Source organism: Paracoccus onubensis (genome assembly GCF_003591515.1).
Classification (GTDB): Bacteria; Pseudomonadota; Alphaproteobacteria; order Rhodobacterales; family Rhodobacteraceae; genus Paracoccus; species Paracoccus onubensis.
In genome coordinates, this window is sequence record NZ_QZCG01000002.1 from 187,304 (window position 1) to 203,403 (window position 16,100).

17 protein-coding genes and 1 tRNA gene are annotated in these 16,100 nt (G+C 61.6%); 13 read left to right on the forward strand and 5 right to left on the reverse strand.

Features of this window, described 5'->3' with window-relative positions:
* Window position 1: 1 nt before the first annotated feature.
* From D3P04_RS03450 to D3P04_RS03460, 3 genes are read left to right on the forward strand one after another with little or no spacing between them, the layout of a single operon-like run.
* Window positions 2-637 (forward strand): TRM11 family methyltransferase, encoded by a 636-nt coding sequence (locus tag D3P04_RS03450; protein WP_119745988.1) that lies wholly within the window; start codon window positions 2-4, stop codon window positions 635-637.
* Window positions 637-861: a helix-turn-helix domain-containing protein gene (locus D3P04_RS03455; RefSeq protein WP_232844871.1), complete on the forward strand. Its 225-nt coding sequence runs from the start codon at window positions 637-639 to the stop codon at window positions 859-861. Before D3P04_RS03450 ends, D3P04_RS03455 begins: the two co-directional genes overlap by 1 nt.
* Entirely contained in the window at window positions 837-1,910 is a 1,074-nt protein-coding gene (locus D3P04_RS03460; protein WP_119745990.1) for a tyrosine-type recombinase/integrase, read from the forward strand. The genes D3P04_RS03455 and D3P04_RS03460 overlap by 25 nt, the downstream gene beginning before the upstream one ends.
* Before the next feature lie 29 nt (window positions 1,911-1,939).
* Here the strand turns inward: D3P04_RS03460 and D3P04_RS03465 are convergent.
* The 4 genes from D3P04_RS03465 to D3P04_RS03480 form a co-directional block, all read right to left on the reverse strand.
* Window positions 1,940-2,016 (reverse strand) — tRNA-Arg (locus D3P04_RS03465).
* A 135-nt stretch (window positions 2,017-2,151) separates the two neighbouring features.
* On the reverse strand, window positions 2,152-3,333 hold the full coding sequence (locus tag D3P04_RS03470; protein WP_119745992.1) for an acetyl-CoA C-acyltransferase family protein: 1,182 nt from the start codon (window positions 3,331-3,333) through the stop codon (window positions 2,152-2,154).
* 120 nt (window positions 3,334-3,453) lie between these two features.
* The gene (gene cbiB / locus D3P04_RS03475) at window positions 3,454-4,365 is read right to left on the reverse strand and encodes an adenosylcobinamide-phosphate synthase CbiB (RefSeq protein WP_119745994.1); all 912 of its coding nucleotides are present in this window, start codon (window positions 4,363-4,365) and stop codon (window positions 3,454-3,456) included.
* Window positions 4,362-4,907 carry a histidine phosphatase family protein gene (locus D3P04_RS03480; RefSeq protein ID WP_119745996.1) on the reverse strand — a complete coding sequence of 182 codons (546 nt, stop codon included), beginning with the start codon at window positions 4,905-4,907 and terminating at the stop codon, window positions 4,362-4,364. Before D3P04_RS03480 ends, cbiB begins: the two co-directional genes overlap by 4 nt.
* Before the next feature lie 168 nt (window positions 4,908-5,075).
* Between D3P04_RS03480 and D3P04_RS03485 the strand changes: the two genes are divergently transcribed.
* From D3P04_RS03485 to D3P04_RS03530, 10 genes are all read left to right on the forward strand, one after another.
* Window positions 5,076-6,236, forward strand: coding sequence for an isovaleryl-CoA dehydrogenase (locus D3P04_RS03485; RefSeq protein WP_119746498.1), 1,161 nt, complete (start codon window positions 5,076-5,078; stop codon window positions 6,234-6,236).
* On the forward strand, window positions 6,236-6,766 hold the full coding sequence (locus tag D3P04_RS03490; RefSeq protein ID WP_119745998.1) for a lysozyme inhibitor LprI family protein: 531 nt from the start codon (window positions 6,236-6,238) through the stop codon (window positions 6,764-6,766). Before D3P04_RS03485 ends, D3P04_RS03490 begins: the two co-directional genes overlap by 1 nt.
* Window positions 6,767-6,840: 74 nt before the next feature.
* The gene (locus D3P04_RS03495; RefSeq protein ID WP_232844872.1) at window positions 6,841-7,338 is read left to right on the forward strand and encodes a lysozyme inhibitor LprI family protein; all 498 of its coding nucleotides are present in this window, start codon (window positions 6,841-6,843) and stop codon (window positions 7,336-7,338) included.
* Window positions 7,335-8,909: an AMP-binding protein gene (locus D3P04_RS03500; protein WP_119746000.1), complete on the forward strand. Its 1,575-nt coding sequence runs from the start codon at window positions 7,335-7,337 to the stop codon at window positions 8,907-8,909. The genes D3P04_RS03495 and D3P04_RS03500 overlap by 4 nt, the downstream gene beginning before the upstream one ends.
* The gene (locus D3P04_RS03505; protein ID WP_119746002.1) at window positions 8,906-10,510 is read left to right on the forward strand and encodes a carboxyl transferase domain-containing protein; all 1,605 of its coding nucleotides are present in this window, start codon (window positions 8,906-8,908) and stop codon (window positions 10,508-10,510) included. Before D3P04_RS03500 ends, D3P04_RS03505 begins: the two co-directional genes overlap by 4 nt.
* Before the next feature lie 44 nt (window positions 10,511-10,554).
* Complete coding sequence (locus D3P04_RS03510; RefSeq protein WP_232844873.1) at window positions 10,555-10,935, forward strand: ASCH domain-containing protein; 381 nt, start codon at window positions 10,555-10,557, stop codon at window positions 10,933-10,935.
* A gap of 76 nt (window positions 10,936-11,011) precedes the next feature.
* Window positions 11,012-12,934, forward strand: a complete 1,923-nt coding sequence (locus D3P04_RS03515) for an acetyl-CoA carboxylase biotin carboxylase subunit (RefSeq protein WP_119746502.1) — start codon at window positions 11,012-11,014, stop codon at window positions 12,932-12,934.
* Window positions 12,931-13,596 carry a glutathione S-transferase family protein gene (locus D3P04_RS03520; RefSeq protein ID WP_119746006.1) on the forward strand — a complete coding sequence of 222 codons (666 nt, stop codon included), beginning with the start codon at window positions 12,931-12,933 and terminating at the stop codon, window positions 13,594-13,596. Before D3P04_RS03515 ends, D3P04_RS03520 begins: the two co-directional genes overlap by 4 nt.
* The gene (locus D3P04_RS03525) at window positions 13,589-14,452 is read left to right on the forward strand and encodes a hydroxymethylglutaryl-CoA lyase (protein ID WP_119746504.1); all 864 of its coding nucleotides are present in this window, start codon (window positions 13,589-13,591) and stop codon (window positions 14,450-14,452) included. The genes D3P04_RS03520 and D3P04_RS03525 overlap by 8 nt, the downstream gene beginning before the upstream one ends.
* Complete coding sequence (locus D3P04_RS03530) at window positions 14,445-15,227, forward strand: crotonase/enoyl-CoA hydratase family protein (RefSeq protein WP_119746008.1); 783 nt, start codon at window positions 14,445-14,447, stop codon at window positions 15,225-15,227. Before D3P04_RS03525 ends, D3P04_RS03530 begins: the two co-directional genes overlap by 8 nt.
* Here the strand turns inward: D3P04_RS03530 and D3P04_RS03535 are convergent.
* Window positions 15,184-16,026 carry a DUF817 domain-containing protein gene (locus tag D3P04_RS03535; RefSeq protein WP_333473091.1) on the reverse strand — a complete coding sequence of 281 codons (843 nt, stop codon included), beginning with the start codon at window positions 16,024-16,026 and terminating at the stop codon, window positions 15,184-15,186. The two genes, D3P04_RS03530 and D3P04_RS03535, sit on opposite strands and share 44 nt — an antisense overlap.
* Window positions 16,027-16,100 lie beyond the last annotated feature (74 nt).

Genomic DNA, 16,100 nt, shown 5'->3' on the forward strand with positions numbered 1-16,100 from the left:
GATGTTCGATGATCTGCCGGAACAGCGCCGGCCGCAGGCGGACACGCGGCGGGACGATGATTTCTATCCCACCGGTCAGCCCGAGGCGATCCGAGCGCTTATTGCCTATGACGGCGAGCGCATCCGCGAATCCGGGATCGTTTGGGAACCGGCATGCGGGGATGGCGCCATGGTCCGGGAGATCCGCGCGATGGGCATCGGTTGCCTTGCCTCTGACCTGATCGACCGAGGCTGTCCCGACAGCTGGATCGCTAATTATTATAATTACACGGGCAGCCCAGCTCGCGCGATCATCACCAACCCGCCTTATTGCGAAATCAACGCCCGTGACGGTAAAGGCCGATGGTTGCGTCACACGTTGAATATGAAGGCCTGGGACTATCTCGCACTGCTGTTGTCCTGGGACTGGCCGGCGGCGCGTGCGAATGGCCTGGGCGAGCTGCTGGACACACATCCATTCAGCCACTGCTATCTGATGCGCTGGAAGCTGGATTTCACCGGCGAAGGCAGTCCGCCCCAGCGTAACGCCTGGTTCGTCTGGGACAAGCGCGATCCGCGTGGCCGTTCGCATCCGCGGCAATATCCCGATTTCCGGTGGATGGACCGCATCGATGCGCGACAGGAGGTGATGTTCTGATGGCTCGGGCCGACCTGACATTTGCACCGCGGCTACTGCCGTCGCCGCAGGCTGCTGCATATCTTGGTGTCAGCGAAACCACCCTGCGCGGGCTGAATATTCCTCGCAAGGTGCTCGGCGGCAAGCGCCTCTATGATCGGCTTGCGCTTGACGAATACGCCTCTGGCTTGCCAGATGAGGGAGAAAATCGGAGAAACACATGCGACGACGTGTTCGGGGATTGACCGGAATTAAGATCGTCAGAAAGGCGGACGGCAGGCGCTATGTATATCGCCGCGTCAACGGCAATCTGATGCCATTGCCTGACCTGCCCGAGCATCATCCCGATTTTATCGCTGCCTATGTCGCTGCAGGGAACCTGACACCAAAGCTGCGACATCCTGCTGGCAGTATATCGGCTCTTTGTGAGGCATATCTCGGATCACATGACTACAAGCGCATGGCGGACAGCACCCGCGCGACTTGGCGCAGAACGCTCGATCGAATCGGTCGCGATCGAGGTGCGGGATTGGTGAAAGACCTGCGTCAAGATCACCTGCGCAAGGATATCCGCGCTCTATCGCCTGGAGCCGCGCAGAACCGGCTTAAGGCATGGCGATCGATTCTGAAATTTGCGGTCGAGGAAGGCTGGATAGAGGTCGACCCGTCGATCGGCATCAAGGCCCAGAAAGGGGAGGTGACACCGCATCGGCAATGGACGGCCAAAGAGATCGAGACCTATCGAACTTACTGGAAGGCGAGAAGTCCCGAACGGATTGCCTTTGAGGTGATTTATTGGACAGGCGCGCGTTGCGTCGATGCTGTGACCTTGGGGTGGCAGAAGGTCGATCGCGATGGATGGCTTTCCTATGTTCAAGCGAAGACCGCTGGCCCTGCCACTTGCCCCGTATGGTCGTTGCCGGACTGGGCAGCGTCGATGTCGGCAGACCATAAACATTTCCTGCAAGCCCTGCCGGAAGGGCAGATGATCTGGATTGCCACCCGGACCGGAAAACCGCGCAGCGTTAAAGGGCTTTCTCAATGGTTAAGCGCAGCGGCGTCAACTGCCGGTCTGGCTGACGATTGCACGGCACATGGCCTGAGAAAAGCGCGCGCGGCTTCGCTGGCCGAGGCAGGAGCAACTGCATCTCAGATCGGTGCTTGGACGGGTCACGCGAGCCTTTCTGAGGTCTCTCATTATACGAGACAGGCCGATCAGAAAGGGATTCTGGGGGCAAAGAAAGAACAAACTTTGGAAACCAAAATCAAGAAGTTTCCAAAAACGCCAGATTAATCAATAAAAACAATGCCTGTTTCTGATGATGGCGCACCCGAGAGGATTCGAACCTCTGGCCTCTGCCTTCGGAGGGCAGCGCTCTATCCAGCTGAGCTACGGGTGCCTTGCAAGGCTGCATAACGATCGCGGCCGCATTGTGCAATGCCGAAATCGGCGCGTTTGCTGATCCTGCGTGGCGGCTGGTCAGGGGCCGCGCCGTTGTGATGAAAAACGGCGCGACCTGCTGACGATCCCGAGATCAAAGCCTCTCGATGGCGATGGCGATGCCTTGGCCGCCGCCAATGCACATGGTGATCAATGCGTATTTGCCGCCGCCCCGTTCAAGTTCGTGAAGTGCCTTTACCGTCAGGATCGCGCCGGTCGCGCCGACCGGGTGGCCCAGCGCAATGGCCCCGCCATTCGGATTGACCTTTGCCGGGTCGAGGCCAAGCGCCTTGTTGACGGCCAGAGCCTGTGCGGCGAATGCCTCGTTTGATTCGATCACGTCGAAATCCGCCGCCGTCAGTCCGGTGCGTTTCAGCAAGGCTTCAACTGCCGGGACGGGCCCGATGCCCATGACTTCGGGGCGCACCCCGGCAATCGCATAGCCCAGTATCCGCGCCCGTGGCGTGAGCCCCGCTTTCTCTGCGGCTTCGGCGCGTGCCAGGACCAGGGCGGCGGCGCCATCGTTGATGCCGCTGGCATTGCCTGCCGTGACCGAGCCGTCCTTCTGGAAAACCGCTTTCAATCCCGCGAGCTTTTCAAGGCTGGTTTCCTTGGGATGTTCGTCCGTGTCGAAGGAGATGGCGCCTTTGCGCGATTTGATCTCGACTGGGACGATCTGGTCCCTGAAATATCCTGCGGCGATCGCGGCCGTGGCGCGGCGCTGCGATTCCATGGCGAATTCATCCTGCGCCTCGCGGCTGATGTCATGCTCGGCCGCGACATTCTCGGCGGTGACGCCCATATGGCCGGTGCCCATGGGGCAGGTCAGTGCGCCGGTCATCATGTCCAGCATCTTCTGATCGCCCATCTTCGCGCCAAAACGAGCCGATGTCACAGCATAGGGCGCCCGGCTCATGCTTTCCGCGCCGCCCGCGACGGCGAAATCGGCATCGCCCAGCATCAGCGATTGCGCGGCCGAAACGATCGCCTGCGCCCCCGATCCGCAAAGCCGGTTCACGTTCATCGCGGGGGTCGTATGCGGAATGCCCGCATTCAGCATGGCGACGCGGCTAAGATACATGTCGCGCGGCTCGGTGTTCAGGACATGGCCGAACACGACATGACCGATCTGATCCGGAGAGACGCCGCCACGTTGCAGCGCCGCTGTGGTCACGGCCGTGGCCAGATCAATCGGCGGAATGGCGGCAAGGCTGCCGCCGAATGTGCCGATCGCGGTGCGGGCACCGGACAGGATGACGATTTCGTTCTCGGACATGACTCTCTCCATTCTAGATAGGTCCTGATCTTACGTTTCAGTCCTCGCGTGGCAACGGATATTCGGGCGAACGATTTCGTGCCGTTGGGGCAGTTCGGCCTCGGCGCTGCCGGGAACGGGTCATTGCGCGAGGCTTAGCAGCAGCAGAAACAGGCCCGCCGCTATCAGGGTTCGTCGGTAGAGGGCCAGTGCATGCCGGATGTCGCGGCCCGACGGGTCCCGTTCCGTGCCGTTCAGCCAGGGCTCGTCGACGAAATGCTTGCCATAGCTGCGCGGGCCGGACAGTCGCACCTGCAAAGCCGCCGCCATCGCCGCTTCAGGCCATCCGGCATTGGGTGAGCGGTGTCGGTATGCATCGCGCCGCGTGATCCGCCATGTCTGCCACGAGCCCGAGGCGAGAACCATCAGAACCGCGGTCAGCCGTGCGGGAAACCAGTTGGCAGCATCGTCCAGCCGTGCGGCAAAACGGCCGAATTCGGCATAGCGTGCATTTCTGTGGCCGATCATCGAATCGAGCGTATTGATGGCCTTATAGGCGGCAATTCCCGGTAATCCGGCGATTGCTGCCCAGAAAAGCGGGGCGATGACACCGTCCGAACTGTTCTCGGCCAGACTTTCGATGCTGGCACGCGACAATGCGGCCTCATTCGACTGGCTGACATCACGGCCGACGATTTGCGCGGTTGCCAGGCGCGCCTGGGCCAGATCCTGTTCCAGCAGGCTATCCTCGACCGCGCGGACATGGCTGTGCAGCGACTTCGCCGCCACCAGCGGCCATGCCAGAAGCCCGGCGGCGACAGGGCCCAGCAAGGATTGCAGAAACAATGCGGGCAGAATTGCGGCAAGGATGACAAGCAGGCTTGCCGCGATCCCTTTGGCAAACCGGCCCTCGCCGTGGTTCAGCCGCCGTTCCAGACGCTCGATCGCCATGCCTATCCAGACCACCGGATGCCCTATGCGGCGAAAGATCGCGTCGGGCCATCCGAATGCCGCATCCGCCAGCAAGGCGATCAGGGCGATTCCGGGACTCATGCATGACCCGCGGTCAGGTTCACGGCCTCGACGGCCCAACCCTGGGATGTCCGTCGCATGATCGTCAGCGATAGCGGAGACACCGAGAAGGACAGGGCCGCCGGGCCGACGGTCAGGGATAATGCGGCGCGGACGGTTCCGGCATGGGCGACGATCAGCGTGTCATCCCCGAGCCTGTCCAGAACCGGCAGGACACGCGCGGCCATATCTTCGAAACTTTCTCCGCCTTCGGGGCGGTATGTGGCAAGCTCATCCGGCTCCATCCTGCCCAGATCCGGCAAATCCTCGAAGCGTTTCCCTTCCCAGTTTCCGTAATCCTGCTCCCATAAGGCAGGCTCGAACTGGGCGGGGAACAGGTTCAATGCTTTCGCCGTCTGCCGGCATCGCTGTGCCGGGCTGCATATGACATGGCCAGCATCGCCAATCATGTCGCGCATCTGTGCGAAGGCCCTGGAATCGCTGCAATCGGCATCCACGTCGCCCCGTCCGGCCAGGCATCCGTTGTTTATCGGCGTGGCGTGGCGAAGGAGTTTTAGCCGCATGGCGTTCGATCCCGGTTACAGCATGTGGGGCGGGATTACCGCGTTTCGCAGAAGTCCGAAAGCTGCATTGTTGACCTGTGACAGGATCAAGCGCAGGCTTTGCTTGACGTAAGGGGATTCTCTGTCGTATTAAATGAACGAATGTTCAATAATTGGGGAGGGGGCGTCATGTTCACCCAGGCTATGCAGTTCGATCTGGGCGAGGATGTGAACGCACTGCGCGATATGGTGCATCGCTGGTCGCAAGAGCGGGTGAAGCCCCTCGCGGCAGAGGTGGATCGCGACAATGCCTTCCCGAACGAGTTATGGGCCGAAATGGGAGAGTTGGGCCTGCTTGGCATCACCGTGTCCGAGCAATGGGGCGGTGCGGAAATGGGCTATCTGGCCCATGTCGTCGCGACCGAGGAGATCGCCCGGGCCTCGGCCTCGGTCAGCCTGTCTTATGGAGCGCATTCCAATCTTTGCGTCAACCAGATCAAGCTGAACGGCACCGATGAGCAGCGGGGGAAATACCTGCCCAAACTGTGCAGCGGCGAGCATGTCGGCGCTTTGGCGATGTCGGAAGAAGGTGCGGGCAGCGATGTTGTCGGCATGAAGCTGCGTGCCGAGAAGAAGAACGACCGTTACGTTCTGAATGGCAACAAATACTGGATCACCAACGCGCCCGATGCGCAGACTCTCGTGGTCTATGCCAAGACCGACCCGGATGCCGGCAGCAAGGGCATTACGGCCTTCATCGTCGAACGCGGGATGAAAGGATTCTCGACCGGCCCGCATTTCGACAAACTGGGCATGCGCGGCTCGAATACCGGTGAGTTGATCTTCGAGAATTGCGAAGTGCCGTTCGAGAATGTTCTGGGCGAAGAGGGGCGCGGGGTACGCGTCCTGATGTCGGGTCTTGATTATGAACGGCTGGTGCTGTCGGGGATCGGAACCGGGATCATGGCAGCCTGTCTGGATGAGGTGATGCCCTATGTTTCCGAGCGCAGACAATTCGGCCAGCCGATCGGCTCGTTCCAGCTTATGCAGGGCAAGATCGCCGATATGTATGTCGCCCTGAACACCGCGCGCGCCTATGTCTACGAGGTCGCCCGGGCCTGCGATGCGGGTAAGGTGACCCGTCAGGATGCGGCCGGCGCGGTGCTTTATGCCAGCGAGCAGGCGATGGTTCAGGCGCATCAGGCGGTGCAGGCGCTTGGCGGCGCGGGCTTTCTGAATGACAGCGTGGTCAGCCGCCTGTTCCGCGACGCCAAGCTGATGGAGATCGGCGCAGGCACCAGCGAGATTCGCCGGATGCTGATCGGGCGGGAATTGCTGGGGCTGATGTGATGCGCGGTCTTGTATTTGCCGTTTGCGTGATGGCCGGAACCGCTTCGGCGCAGGAGCCCGGCATGCCGGAAATCGATCCGCTTGTCCTGGAGACATGCCGAGAAAATGCGTCCCAGCCTGCCGAACAGGGTGATGACGCGGATGCAGAAAGCTGTATCGGGGTCGCTGCCGCCCGATGCATGGAAGAGGAAGGCGGGTATTCCACCGCGGGCATGTCTCACTGCACCATGCAGGAACGAGATTTGTGGGATCGCTATCTGAATGACGTCTATCGCGCAGTTATGCAAGCGGCCGAAGAGGCGGATCGGATAAATGCCGATGCCGATCCTGCGGCGCCGAAACAGGTGCCGCTGCTGAAGGAAATGCAACGGGACTGGATCGCGTTCCGTGACAGCAGCTGTGCATTTGAGCGCTCAATCTGGGGCAGCGGCACAGGCGCGGCGACCGCGACGGCAAACTGCCTGCTTTCGATGACCGCGCAACAGACCATCCGGCTGGAGCGTCACCGGGACAGGGGTGACGCGGGATGAACCTGTTTTATCGGCTTGGCAGGAACACAATGCATTTGGCAGGGTTGGTTAATCATCATCATCAGGAGGGCAGCATGATGAAATTCGGAATGATTGCGATGGTGGGTTTTGCCATGAGTTATGGCGTTCTGCCTGCCGATGCAGGCGATGCGTCGGGCTTCGATCCTGCGACGATAGATCAATGCGTTGCGTCCGGAGAAGGCGATTGCACCGATGCCGGAATGCAGGCCTGCCGCGACTATGCCAGCAAGAAATATACCGGCGACGATCCCGATTTCGTCGAGAAGAATTGCCTGGATGCCGCGCATCAGGCCTGGGAGGCGCGGCTTGAAGAAACCTATCAGGCCCTGATCGCACAGGAAGGCGAGGCAGGGGACGATTCGCAAGAGATGCTGCGCAAGACCGAACATGCCTGGATCGCATTTCGGGACAGCCTGTGCGATTTCGCCAAGGCTTCCGCACAAACGCGGGACATCAGCGGAGAAGTGGCCGTACTGGAATGCCAGCGAGACGAGGCGGCACGGCATTGGACGCTGCTGAATGCCCGGCTGGTGGAAGAGACGGGCGAATGACCACATTGTCCGGGCATGATTATCAGAGGTTGCGGCGCGATTTCGCCTGGGATTTTCCTGAACATCTGAACATGGCCGATCAATGCCTTTCGCATAAGCCGGGGGGCGTTGCCATCATCGAATATTATGACGGCGCGCCGCATCCCGTCACCTATGCGGAGCTCTCGCGGATGACGGCTGATCTTGCTGACGCGCTTCACGCCGCGCGGGGCGAGTGCGTGGCGGTGTTGCGAACGCAATCGGCGTGGACGGCGGCGGCGCATCTGGCTGTCTGGAAATCGGCGGCGATCTCGATCCCCTTGTTCAAGCTGTTCGGCTCCGACGCATTGGAACTGCGCCTGCGCGATGCCGGAGTGCGCAAGGTGATCGCCGATGCGGAAGGGCGCGAGATGCTGCGCCCCTTTGCCGATCTGGAGATCATCGTACCCGAGGAGGGTCTGTCCGATGCCGGTTCGTTTGCGACCCGCGAGACCGGCCCCGAGGATCCTGCAGTGATCATCTATACCTCGGGCACCACCGGCTCGCCCAAGGGCGCGCTGCATGGCCACCGGGTGCTGACCGGCCATCTGCCGGGTGTCGAGATGAGCCATGATCTGCTGGGGCAGCCCGGCGATTGTCTGTGGACTCCGGCCGATTGGGCATGGATCGGCGGGCTGTTCGATGTGCTGATGCCGGGGCTGGCGCTTGGCGTTCCGGTTGTCGCCGCGCGGATGCCGAAATTTGAGCCGGGCGTGGTGGCGAAGCTGATCGCCGATTGCGGCGTGCGGAATATCTTCTTCCCGCCAACGGCGCTCAAGATGCTGAAAGCTGCCGATATCCGGATCGATGGATTGCGCTCGGTCGCTTCGGGCGGAGAAACCCTCGGGGGACAGATTCTGGACTGGGGGCGGCAGGCATTCGGTCTGGAAATCAATGAGTTCTACGGCCAGACCGAATGCAATATGGTGGCCTCCTCCGCATCAAGCATGTTTCCGGCCCAACCCGGCGCGATCGGCAAGCCGGTCCCCGGGTTTGAGGTTCAGGTGATCGGTGAAGACGGCTTTCCGGCCGAAGGCGAGGGGGATATCGCCGTGCGGCGCGGGGCAGGATCGATGATGCTGGAATATTGGAACCGGCCCGATGCGACTGCCGAGAAGTTCCGTGGCGACTGGCTGGTCACCGGCGATCGCGGCGTGATCGAGGGCGGGTATATCCGCTTCGTGGGCCGCGATGACGATGTGATCACCTCGGCGGGCTATCGTATCGGCCCTTCGGAAATCGAGGATTGCCTGCTGAAACATCCGGCGGTCGCGCAGGTCGGAGTCATCGGAAAACCGGATTCCGTCAGAACAGAAATCGTCAAGGCTTACATTGTCCTGCGAGATGGATTTGAAGTTTCAGACAAGCTTTCCGCCGAGTTGCAGGCCCATGCGAAACGCTTCTCTGCCGCGCATTCCTATCCGCGTGAAATCGCCTTTCTCGATTCTCTGCCGATGACGGTGACAGGCAAGGTCATGCGACGTGAATTGCGGGCATTAGCGGTCAGCGAGGCAGCTCACGATATGTCCTTTGACGAAAGAACCAGGCAATGAAACTGAAATCCGCGGTCCTTCCGGCATCCGATGCTTTCAAAGCCAATCGCGAAGCCCATCTTGCGGTGCTTGCGACTGCCCGCGAGGCCGCCGAACTCGCCGCCGCCGGAGGGGGAGAAAAAGCGCGCAGCCGCCATATCGGTCGCGGCAAGATGCTTCCGCGCGAACGGGTCGCCAATCTGCTGGATCCCGGGTCGCCCTTTCTGGAAATCGGGGCGACGGCAGCGCATGGCATGTATGACGGCGCGGCCCCCGGTGCGGGCGTGATTGCCGGGGTGGGGCGTGTGCATGGGCAGGACGTGATGGTCGTTGCCAATGATGCGACCGTCAAAGGCGGCACCTATTACCCGATGACGGTCAAGAAACATCTTCGCGCTCAGGAAATCGCCGGAGAATGTCATCTGCCCTGCGTCTATCTGGTCGATTCGGGCGGTGCGAATCTGCCCAATCAGGATGAGGTTTTTCCCGACCGGGACCATTTCGGACGGATTTTCTACAATCAGGCACGAATGTCTGCCCTCGGCATCCCGCAGATCGCGGTGGTCATGGGATCATGCACGGCAGGCGGCGCCTATGTCCCTGCCATGTCCGACGTTACGATCATCGTTCGCGATCAGGGCACGATCTTTCTGGCCGGCCCGCCGCTGGTCAAGGCGGCAACGGGCGAAGTCGTCACTGCCGAAGATCTGGGGGGAGGCGATGTCCATACCCGCCTGTCGGGCGTGGCCGATTATCTGGCCGAGGACGACGCCCATGCGCTTGCACAGGCCCGCCGCGCGATCGGCAATCTGAACCGCCGGATGCCCGACAGCGTGGTCTGGCAGGCGCCCGAGCCTCCGGCATATGATCCGGACGAAATCCTTGGCGCCGTCCCGGCCGATCTGCGGACCCCGTATGATATCCGTGAGGTCATCGCCCGCGTCGTGGACGGTTCGCGCTTCGACGAGTTCAAGGCGCGTTTCGGCGAAACGCTGGTTACAGGCTTTGCCCATATCGAAGGCTGCCCGGTCGGAATTGTCGCGAATAACGGTGTGCTGTTCTCGGAAGCCGCACAAAAGGGAGCGCATTTCATCGAGCTTTGCTCGCAGCGTGGCATTCCATTGGTTTTTCTGCAGAATATCACCGGATTCATGGTGGGACGGAAATACGAAAACGAGGGTATCGCCCGCCACGGCGCCAAGATGGTGACGGCGGTGGCGACGACCTCGGTGCCGAAGATCACCATGCTTGTCGGCGGTTCCTTCGGAGCGGGGAATTACGGCATGGCAGGCCGCGCCTATTCGCCCCGCTTCTTGTGGACATGGCCCAACAGCCGGATCTCGGTGATGGGCGGCGAACAGGCGGCAGGCGTGCTGGCCACCGTCAAGCGCGACGGGATCGAGCGGCAGGGCGGGACATGGAGTGCCGGGGAAGAAGCCGAATTCAAACGCCCGACCATCGAGATGTTCGAACGCCAGTCGCACCCGCTTTATGCTTCGGCACGATTATGGGACGATGGCATCATCGACCCGCGCAAGAGCCGCGAGGTGCTGGCACTGTCACTGCGCGCCAGCCTGAACGCACCGATTGCATCAACGCGCTTCGGCGTCTTCCGGATGTGAATACGGATATGTCGGATTCGGGTATTTATACAAAGAAGAAGCCGGTGAGTTTCACTTTCGGAGACAGCCGGGAACTCTGTGATCGGCTTCTGGCGCTGGTGCGATCGGGGAAAAAGACTGCGAGCTGCGGAGCTCTGCGGGATTTCACGGAGGGCGGCGAGGAGCTGCCCGAGGTCGGGCGGCGCGATACCGCACTTGACTGGGACGGCAATCCGGCGCTTCTGATTGAGACGACAGAGGTGTCCATCCGCCGCTTTCGCGAGGTGACGGAGGATTTCGCCTTGGCCGAGGGCGAGGGTGATTTTGACGCATGGACTGCGGGTCATATTGATTACTTCTCGCGCAATGGCGGCTTTGATCCCGATATGGAACTGGTTTGCGAGCGGTTCAGACTGATTGAGGTGCTGTCATGCGCCGTATCGTGATGCGGCTGGGGCTCACCTGCCCAGGCAAATGCATGATTTCTTTTTCAAGCAAATATCCGCGCCGGAGGCATCTGCCATGTTTCACAAGATCCTGATCGCCAATCGCGGCGAAATCGCTTGCCGGATCATGGATTCATGCCGTCGGATGGGTGTGGCAACCGTGGCGGTCTATTCCGATGCCGACCGCGCCGCGCGCCATGTTGCCATGGCCGATGAGGCAGTGCATCTGGGCGGTCCGTCCCCCGCCGACAGTTATCTGCGCGGTGATGCGATCGTCGAGGCGGCCAGGGCGACCGGCGCGCAGGCGATCCATCCCGGATATGGCTTCCTGTCAGAGAATCCCGATTTCGTCGATGCGGTCGAGGATGCGGGACTGATATTTATCGGTCCGTCGGCGCGGGCGATCCGGGCCATGGGGCTGAAGGATGCGGCCAAGGCATTGATGGAAAAGGCCGGGGTGCCGGTCGTGCCGGGATATCACGGCGCGGAACAGGATCCCTTGCATCTTGCGCAGATGGCCGGGCAGATCGGCTATCCCGTCCTGATCAAGGCCGTGGCCGGCGGCGGCGGCAAGGGGATGCGCCGGGTCGATGATCCGAAGGATTTCGCCGACGCGCTTGCTTCGGCGCAGTCCGAGGCGCGCAATGCCTTCGGGAATCCTGACGTGCTGATCGAGAAATATATCCTGCGGCCGCGCCATATCGAGCTGCAGATCTTCGGGGACGGGCACCGCGCCGTGCATCTGTTCGAGCGTGACTGCTCGTTGCAACGCCGCCATCAGAAGGTGATCGAAGAGGCCCCGGCCCCCGGCATGACGCCCGAGATGCGGAAGGTCATGGGAGCCTCGGCTGTTCGCGCGGCTGAGGCGATCGGCTACAAGGGTGCGGGAACGATCGAATTCATCGTGGACGGTTCGAACGGGCTGCGCCCTGACGGATTCTGGTTCATGGAGATGAACACGCGCCTTCAGGTCGAGCATCCCGTGACCGAGGCGATCACCGGGGTCGATCTTGTCGAATGGCAGTTGCGCGTGGCCAGCGGCGAGCCTTTGCCCGCGAAGCAGGAAGAATTGTCGATCACCGGCCATGCTTTCGAGGCGCGGCTTTATGCCGAGGACGTGCCGGCGGGTTTCCTTCCCGCGACCGGGCGGCTTGCGCATTTGCGTTTTCCCGAAGGCGCCCGGATAGAGACCGGGGTGCGGCAGGGCGACAGTATCAGCCCGTGGTACGATCCGATGATCGCCAAGATCGTGACCCATGGTCCGACCCGTGCCGTGGCCTTGCGGGCTCTGGAAGCGGGGCTGGTCGATACCGAGGTTGCAGGCTCCGTCACCAATCTGGATTTCCTGATCGCATTGACGCGGCATGACGGTTTTGCCTCGGGTGAGGTGGATACCGGCCTGATCGAGCGTGATCTGGACGCTTTGGTGACTGCTGCCGAACCGGATCCCCGGACCCGCGCTTTGGGCGTGGTCGGGCTTTCAGGTCTGGCCGATCCTGCGGTCAAGGGAGGAATGACGCTTTGGCAGCCGCTGCGCCGGACCGTCAGCTGGGATGGCAACGAGGCGGTGATCGAGGTGCTTGGCCCCGGCGCCGCCCGGGTGACCGTTGATGAAACGGCCCATGAAGTTCGCTGGCAAGGGGATCGCTGGTGGGTGGATGGCAGCCTGCGTCGAAACCGGATCGTCACTCATGACGCCGGGGTCAGCGTATTCGGCGGACGTACCGTTCATCTGACGCCGACTGATCTTCTGGCGCGAGATGCGGCGGCTGCGGGTGACGAGGTGACGCTTGCTCCGATGCCGGGACTGGTGAAATCGGTTCATGTCGAAGCCGGGCAGGCGGTGAAGGCGGGCGACCGTCTGGCCGTGCTCGAGGCGATGAAGATGGAGCATAGCCTGACCGCCTGGCGGGACGGCGTGATTGCGGAAGTCATGACGCAGCCCGGTGATCAGGTGGAGGCAGGTTCGCCACTGATCCGGCTGGAGGAGGAGGCATGAGCGACCGGATCGTATTGTGGCATGTTCCCTTGTCACGATCGATGCGCGTGCGCTGGTTGCTGGAAGAGATCGGCTGCCACTACGAATTGCGCGAGATTTCCTTTTTCGACAAATCCATGCGGCAGCCACCCTATAGCAATATTCATCCGCTGGGTCGTGTGCCTGCGCTTGAAATCGATGGCACGATCCTGCGCGAATCCGGTGCCTGTATCGAATATCTTTGCGAGACACGCGGGCCGGAACTGGGATATGCGCCCGGCGCGGATGGGCGCGCCGATTGGCTGAACTGGCTGCATTTTGCAGAAACGCTGGGTCAGCATCTCGCCAATCTGACCCAGCATCATATCGTCCTGCGCGAGGCGCATATGCGTTCGCCAACGGTCATGAAGCTTGAGGCGGCGCGGCTTTCCCGTGCGCTGGGCAGTGTTGAAAAAGTGGTGGCTGACCGGGAATGGCTGATGGCAGCCGGTTTCTCGGGCGTCGATTGCGCTGTGGGATATGCGGTCTATATCGCCTCCCGCTTCGTGCGCTTTGACGACCGGCCTGCCTTGAATGCCTATCTCGGACGTTGTGCTGCCCGACCCGCTTTTTCCGCGACTTTGCCCGCACCGGAGGAGCAGGTGATTTACGCCCGTAAATTCTATGAGGTTCCCGATGCCTGAGACAGTTGAAATCTTCGAGATGGGCCCGCGGGACGGGTTGCAGAATGAAAAGCGCCAGATCCCGGCATCGGAAAAGATCGCGCTGGTCGATCTGCTGTCCAGCGCGGGTTTCCGGCGGATCGAGGTGACCAGCTTCGTCAGTCCGAAATGGGTGCCGCAGCTGGCCGATGCCGCCGAGGTCATGGCGGGAATTACCCGCGCGCCGGGGGTCAGCTATGGGGTGCTGACACCGAATATGAAGGGTTATGACGGCGCAAAGGCTGCGCGTGCCAGTGAAGTGGCGGTTTTCGCCAGTGCTTCAGAAGGTTTCAGCAAGGCGAATCTGAACGCCACGATTTCCGAGTCGCTGGAGCGTTTCGTCCCCGTTACCGAAGCGGCGCGGCGCGACGGGCTCCCGGTGCGCGGTTATATCAGCGTGGTGACCGATTGCCCTTTTGACGGTCCGACGCCTCCGGCCTCGGTAGCCTGTGTCGCAGCGGCATTAAGGGATATGGGATGCTACGAGATCAGCCTTGGCGATACGATCGGACAGGGCCGCCCCGAAACCGTCGACGCGATGCTGGCCGCAGTGCTGGACGAAATTCCCGCGGAACGGCTGGCTGGCCATTATCACGATACGGCAGGGCGGGCGCTTCAGAATATCGACGCTTCGCTGGCGCGCGGGCTGCGCGTTTTCGATGCGGCGGTCGGGGGGCTGGGCGGCTGCCCCTATGCGCCGGGCGCCAAGGGCAATGTGGCGACGGAAAAAGTGGCGCTGCATCTTGCGGGGCAGGGATATGCCACCGGGTTGGACATGGATGTGATCGGCAAGGCGGCTGCGATGGCCCGATCGATGCGAGGAGAAAAAGATGTTTGAGACAATACGGATCGACACCGATGCACGTGGCGTGGCGACATTATGGCTGGCGCGTGCCGACAAGCATAACGCCCTGTCGCAGCAGATGCAGGAGGAACTGACGAAGGCTGCGGCGCAGCTTGCCTCTGATCCCGCCGTCAGGGTGGTGGTGCTGGCCGGTGAGGGTGCAAGCTTTTGCGCCGGCGGCGATCTGGGCTGGATGCGGCAGCAGATCGCCGCAGATGCGGATGCCAGACGGGCTGGGGCAAGGGGGCTTGCCGGGATGTTGTCGGCCCTGAACCTTCTGCCCAAGCCCCTGATCGCGCGGGTGCATGGCAACGCATTTGGCGGGGGGATCGGGATGATGTCGGTCTGCGACATCGCCATCGCCTCCGATACCGCGAAATTCGGATTGACCGAGGTCAAACTTGGCATGATCCCGGCGACCATCGGTCCCTATGTTCTGGCCCGGATGGGCGAGGACCGGGCGCGGCGGGTGTTCTTCTCGGGTCGCATTTTCGGCGCTGAAGAAGCCATGAGCCTGAACCTGATCGCCCGGCATGTCGCGCCTGACGATCTGGACGCGGCGGTCGAGGCCGAGATCGCGCCGTTTCTGCTGGGTGCGCCGGGGGCGATTGCTGTGGCCAAGGCGCAATGTCGCTTTCTTGGTCCGAAGATCACCCAGACCGAGATCGAGGACAGCATCGACCGGCTGGTTGCCGTCTGGGAAACCGATGAGGCCCCCGAGGGGATCAGTGCCTTTTTCGAGAAACGTAAACCGCGCTGGCAGAATTGATCTCGTCCGGCGGCGTGGCCGGTTTCGCCATTTGCGAGCCATCTTCCAACCGGGCAGGCGCGTCGCCGCGGATCGCATCGCGCGCGGCAATGGTTACGGTGACAAAGCTGACATAAAGCAGCAGATACCACGAGCCGATCTTGGCGAATGAAACATGATCCAGAACCGACTGACCGGCATAAATCCATGTGCCGGTCAGGGTTCCGATATTTTCTGCCAGCCACAGGAACAGGCTGGTCAGGAATGCCGCAAGTGGCAGGGGCATCCAGTACCAGCGGCCCGGACGGAACCAGATCCGGGTGCGGCCGAAGATCAGGATCGTGGCCGCAAACAGGACCAGCCGGATGTCGGGCAGAAAATGATGCGTGAAAAAATTGACATAGATTGCGACGGCTAGGATCACGGTCACGGCAAAGGGCGGATATGGCGCGAAACGCATATCGAAGATACGGATCACCCGCGCCATATATGAACCGACCGAGGCATACATGAAGCCCGAAAACAGCGGCACCCCGTAAAGCTTGAAGAAGCCGGGCTCGGGATAGACCCATGACCCGGCATTGACCTTGAACAGTTCCATCGCCGTGCCGGTCAGGTGGAACAACAGGATCACCCGTGCTTCGGCCGGGGTTTCCAGCCGGAAGATCAGGAATGCCGCCTGTGTCAGCAGGGCAAAGGCGAATAATGCATCATAGCGTTGTATCGGCCAGTCGGGCGACCAGATCGCTCGGGTAACGAAAATCGCCAACAGCATGAGCCCGCCGAACAGGCAGGCCCAGCCCTGTTTGAACACGAACATGGCGAACTCTGCCATCCATTCGGGCAGATGCCGCCGCGCCCGGTCCCCTAATGCGCGTTCAAGCCGCCGGGTTG

Bases quoted from the DNA above. Each gene is read 5' to 3' on its own strand.
- D3P04_RS03515 (WP_119746502.1), top strand. From the start codon at position 11,012: ATGTTTCACAAGATCCTGATCGCCAATCGCGGCGAAATCGCTTGCCGG.
- D3P04_RS03450 (WP_119745988.1), top strand. From the start codon at position 2: ATGTTCGATGATCTGCCGGAACAGCGCCGGCCGCAGGCGGACACGCGG.
- D3P04_RS03505 (WP_119746002.1), top strand. From the start codon at position 8,906: ATGAAACTGAAATCCGCGGTCCTTCCGGCATCCGATGCTTTCAAAGCC.
- D3P04_RS03530 (WP_119746008.1), top strand. From the start codon at position 14,445: ATGTTTGAGACAATACGGATCGACACCGATGCACGTGGCGTGGCGACA.
- D3P04_RS03495 (WP_232844872.1), top strand. From the start codon at position 6,841: ATGATGAAATTCGGAATGATTGCGATGGTGGGTTTTGCCATGAGTTAT.
- D3P04_RS03480 (WP_119745996.1), bottom strand. From the start codon at position 4,907: ATGCGGCTAAAACTCCTTCGCCACGCCACGCCGATAAACAACGGATGC.
- D3P04_RS03485 (WP_119746498.1), top strand. From the start codon at position 5,076: ATGTTCACCCAGGCTATGCAGTTCGATCTGGGCGAGGATGTGAACGCA.
- cbiB (WP_119745994.1), bottom strand. From the start codon at position 4,365: ATGAGTCCCGGAATCGCCCTGATCGCCTTGCTGGCGGATGCGGCATTC.
- D3P04_RS03535 (WP_333473091.1), bottom strand. From the start codon at position 16,026: ATGTTCGTGTTCAAACAGGGCTGGGCCTGCCTGTTCGGCGGGCTCATG.
- D3P04_RS03470 (WP_119745992.1), bottom strand. From the start codon at position 3,333: ATGTCCGAGAACGAAATCGTCATCCTGTCCGGTGCCCGCACCGCGATC.
- D3P04_RS03520 (WP_119746006.1), top strand. From the start codon at position 12,931: ATGAGCGACCGGATCGTATTGTGGCATGTTCCCTTGTCACGATCGATG.
- D3P04_RS03490 (WP_119745998.1), top strand. From the start codon at position 6,236: ATGCGCGGTCTTGTATTTGCCGTTTGCGTGATGGCCGGAACCGCTTCG.
- D3P04_RS03500 (WP_119746000.1), top strand. From the start codon at position 7,335: ATGACCACATTGTCCGGGCATGATTATCAGAGGTTGCGGCGCGATTTC.
- D3P04_RS03525 (WP_119746504.1), top strand. From the start codon at position 13,589: ATGCCTGAGACAGTTGAAATCTTCGAGATGGGCCCGCGGGACGGGTTG.
- D3P04_RS03455 (WP_232844871.1), top strand. From the start codon at position 637: ATGGCTCGGGCCGACCTGACATTTGCACCGCGGCTACTGCCGTCGCCG.
- D3P04_RS03460 (WP_119745990.1), top strand. From the start codon at position 837: ATGCGACGACGTGTTCGGGGATTGACCGGAATTAAGATCGTCAGAAAG.